Genomic DNA, 3,961 nt, shown 5'->3' with positions numbered 1-3,961 from the left:
TCAGTTACTTTTTCAATAGCTTTGTCATAGGCTTTCATTACATCTTCTTTTTTAATCATATTTTCTGTCATAAAAATACCTCCTATTAACATTTACTCCTGGAAATTAAAAATTACTTTTTTTATTTAAAAAAATTGATATTTGTCATTAGATAGTAAAAATATTAGAAAATTTATAGATATGGTTTTATAATATAAAAAGAAGGTGAGAAGATGAGTAAGGTTGAAAATGATTTTTCTATTGGGAGTGTTTCCAAACATATTATTAATCTAGCGATTCCAATGATTGTTGCCCAACTTATAAATGTTTTGTATAACGTTGTTGATCGAATCTATATTGGGCGGATTCCTGATGTAGCAACTTTAGCTATGGGTGGTTTAGGATTATGTTTGCCATTGATTTCAATTATTAGTGCTTTTGCGAATTTATTTGGAATGGGAGGAGCACCACTTTGTTCTATTGCCAGAGGACGTGGTGATAATGACGAAGCTGAAAAAATAATGGGTAATTCTTTTGTGATGCTGATTATTTTTAGTATTTTACTAATGATTATTGGTTTTATTTTTAAAGAAGATTTATTATGGTTATTTGGTGCTAGTGAAAATACAATTAAATATGCTAGTGATTATATGACGATTTATTTAATGGGTACGTTGTTTGTATTAATTGGACTAGGAATGAATAGTTTTATTAATAGCCAAGGTTTTGCGAAAATTGGGATGATGACTGTCTTATTAGGTGCAGTGACTAATATTATTTTAGATCCAATTTTTATTTTTGGTTTGGATTTAGGAGTTAAAGGAGCCGCAATAGCAACCGTTATTTCTCAGTTTATTTCAGCTTTATGGACTTTACAGTTTTTAACTGGGAAAAAAACAATTTTAAAAATAAAAAGAAGTGGATTGAAATTAGAATATAAACGTATTATGAAAATTGTTTCTTTAGGTATGGCTGGTTTTATGATGGCAATAACTAATTCAATTGTTTCAATTGTTTGTAATGCAACCTTACAGCAATATGGGGGTGACTTATATATTGCCATTATGACGATAATAAATTCACTTAGAGAAGTGGCTTCACTTCCTGGTCAAGGAGTTGCCAATGCTTGCCAGCCAGTTTTGGGATTTAATTATGGTGCTCAAAAATATGAGCGGGTATTGCAAGGAATTAAATTTGTTACAATTGCAGCTTTAACAATGATGCTAGTAGTCTGGCTAGCAATCACACTATTTCCTCAGTTGTTTATACAAATCTTTAGTAGTAATTCAGAAATCATTGCTGATGGTATTCGTGCTTTACGATTATATTTCTTTGGATTTTTCATGATGTCATTTCAAATGTCAGGACAAGCTGTTGCTATTGGACTAGGGAAATCAAAACAGGCTATTTTCTTTTCAATTTTTAGGAAAGTTATCATTGTAGCACCACTAACAGTTATTTTACCAATGTTTATTGGTATTGATGGTGTATTTATCGCTGAAGCAATTAGTAATTTTATTGGTGGTGGAGCTTGTTATATTACTATGTGGTTTACAATAGGACGTAGTTTAAAACGACAGGCAATAAATGAACAAGTAGATAATAAATAATAGTTTTAAAAGATATAAGGAATAGCTATCATAAATTAGCTATTCCTTTATACTGTATTATCAAATTTAATTTATTAATTTAATCTTTGGATAAAATAATATAATCACAATAAATAAGAAGAATAATTATAAATATAGTTAAAATATTTAGTTTGCAAAAATCAATTAAATAAAAGCTGATAATCCATTGGATTATGATAAATAAAATTTTTATAATTTTGTATTTATCCATTTTTATTAAAATCACTCCTATTAAAGTATCTATTGTGCTGTAAAAATTTCATAATTGTTTATTTTTATTCGTATTAATTTAGATTAAAATATATTTTTTGCATCTATTTCTATTTTTAGTCTTCAACATATATTTCATCGTAATTATGATACATTTGAAGTTTTGTAGAATAGATACCAGCATCTTCATCTATATCTTCTAAAACATAATATCTTTCATTTGGAAAAATTTGATTGATTTCTTGATCAATTACTTTTAATTCATCATAACTAATCTTTTTTGTATCGATTTCTATTTCTGGATAAAATAAATTCATATTTACTTGAACAAAATCTTTAGTCGCTATTTGTTCGCTATACTGTCGATATGAAGGAAAAGACATTGTCTTTAATATTATTTTTTCATTACAAATGCTTTCATTAAATGTTTCTATGGCATAAAGAATATATTGCAGTTCGTTTTTGGCATCATCATAATTACTGATTATATTATAGCGATCAGTACTTAAGTAAAATCTAATTGTTGAATGTTTTTTATGAACAAATTCTGCTTGAAAATATTTATTAAAAGCAGCATAACCCCTTCCATTAGTTGGACCATCATATAATCCAAAACTAGTCATTTTATAATCTTTATAATCATCAATATTTTCAATTAAATATTCATTAAATAATTGCATCATTTTTTCATCACTATATGAAAGATTAAAATACATGGATGAAATGATGAAAATAAAAATTATTGCATAGATTAATTTTTTTATATTCACATTTATCTCCTCCATTATAATTGGAATAATTTGTATAAATACAGATAATCGAATACATAAAGCAAAATATGATATTTAAATTTTAGAGAACGCTTTCTATATTTAAATAATAACATATTATATTTAAAAATCAACTATACATAGATAATCTAGTTATTGTTATTCTAGAAGTATAATTTATAATTAAGTTAACTTAATGTTAAGGATGATGTAAATGGCAAATAAAAATAATTTATTTAAATTAGAAATGTTGTTATTAGGTGTTTTGAGAAAACAGGATTGTTATGGATATGAAATAACTAAATTAATAAAAAAATATTCGAATGACTTGATTGTTATTAAAGACGGGACAATGTATCCTATTTTATATAAACTGTTAGACGAGGGATTCATTTCTAGTTACGATAAAGTTGTGTCTAGAAAATTAAGAGTTTACTACCATATTGAGCCTTCAGGTATAGAAAAATTTAATGAAATGGTTAGTGATTACGATAATATGATAAAGGGTATTGATAATATAATAAGATAATGTGGGAGAAGCACTATGAAAGATACAAATGCGAAAAATAAATATTTTAAAGATATAAAAACATTATTACCAATTAAAACTTCAAAAGAGAAAGAATATTTAAAAAAAATCAATAAAAACTTAGATGAATATAGTTTTGATAATCCCGATAGTACATATGATGATTATGTAGAAAAATTTGGTACAGCTAAGGATATGGTTGTTGCATATTTGGATAATTGTAATGAGGATTATTTAATCTCAAAATTAAGAATTAGAAATATTTTAGTTAAAGCATTTACTATAATTACGGTATTATTTATTTTAGTGAATATATATTTTTTATACATATTACAAGAAAATTATAATTTAGCTAAAGAGGAACATATTACTGACTATGAAACAACGATTATAGAAGAATAAATTTATTTAAATACTTACTTGTTTTTTGATACATGTGTATTAGGTTAGTTTTTGATTGAATATAAATAATATTGCAACAAGGAGGGATAATATGTTTGATAAAAAGATTATTTATTTTTTTACAGTAGTTGAAGAAGGCTCTTTTTCTAAAGCGGCTGAAAAATTATATTTATCCCAATCAGCAGTTTCACAACATATTAAGTTATTAGAAACGGAATTAAAAGTAAGTTTATTTGATCGTAGTCATTATCGACCAAAGCTTACGGAAGCTGGAAAGTTTTATTATCAAAATTGTTTTCAGTTATATAAGCAGTATCAAAAAATTGAAGAGGAATTGAAAAAAGAATATCGGCAAATAATTAGAATTGGTTTTACTGGTTTGTATGAAAATAAAGATATTTTATCACTCGTAAATAATTTTAAAAAGAAACATCTATTAC

At 25.4% G+C, this 3,961-nt stretch carries 5 protein-coding genes; 4 read left to right on the top strand and 1 reads right to left on the bottom strand.

The window, feature by feature from the left end:
- Nucleotides 1–212 precede the first annotated feature (212 nt).
- Complete coding sequence (locus J7M77_RS08875; protein ID WP_296877616.1) at nucleotides 213–1,589, top strand: MATE family efflux transporter; 1,377 nt, start codon at nucleotides 213–215, stop codon at nucleotides 1,587–1,589.
- A 347-nt stretch (nucleotides 1,590–1,936) separates the two neighbouring features.
- On the opposite strand, the gene J7M77_RS08870 is transcribed toward J7M77_RS08875, so the two are convergent.
- The gene (locus J7M77_RS08870; protein ID WP_296877614.1) at nucleotides 1,937–2,590 is read right to left on the bottom strand and encodes a hypothetical protein; all 654 of its coding nucleotides are present in this window, start codon (nucleotides 2,588–2,590) and stop codon (nucleotides 1,937–1,939) included.
- 214 nt (nucleotides 2,591–2,804) lie between these two features.
- Here J7M77_RS08870 and J7M77_RS08865 point away from each other — a divergent pair, with 214 nt between their 5' ends.
- The 3 genes from J7M77_RS08865 to J7M77_RS08855 all read left to right on the top strand — a co-directional run.
- Entirely contained in the window at nucleotides 2,805–3,119 is a 315-nt protein-coding gene (locus tag J7M77_RS08865) for a PadR family transcriptional regulator (protein ID WP_296877612.1), read from the top strand.
- A 15-nt stretch (nucleotides 3,120–3,134) separates the two neighbouring features.
- A complete protein-coding gene (locus tag J7M77_RS08860; RefSeq protein ID WP_296877611.1) occupies nucleotides 3,135–3,521 on the top strand; it encodes a DUF6120 family protein in 387 nt (128 codons plus the stop codon).
- 91 nt (nucleotides 3,522–3,612) lie between these two features.
- On the top strand, nucleotides 3,613–3,961 hold a 349-nt coding region (locus tag J7M77_RS08855), incomplete at its 3' end, for a LysR family transcriptional regulator (protein ID WP_296877609.1).

This window comes from Thomasclavelia sp., from assembly GCF_017889095.1.
Taxonomy (GTDB): Bacteria; Bacillota_I; Bacilli_A; order Erysipelotrichales; family Coprobacillaceae; genus Thomasclavelia.
Note: the sequence above shows the minus strand (reverse complement) of the source record. Positions and strands in the feature narration are given on the sequence as shown.

Coding starts and splice junctions, on each gene's coding strand:
- J7M77_RS08875 (WP_296877616.1), top strand. CDS start 213: ATGAGTAAGGTTGAAAATGATTTTTCTATTGGGAGTGTTTCCAAACAT.
- J7M77_RS08865 (WP_296877612.1), top strand. CDS start 2,805: ATGGCAAATAAAAATAATTTATTTAAATTAGAAATGTTGTTATTAGGT.
- J7M77_RS08860 (WP_296877611.1), top strand. CDS start 3,135: ATGAAAGATACAAATGCGAAAAATAAATATTTTAAAGATATAAAAACA.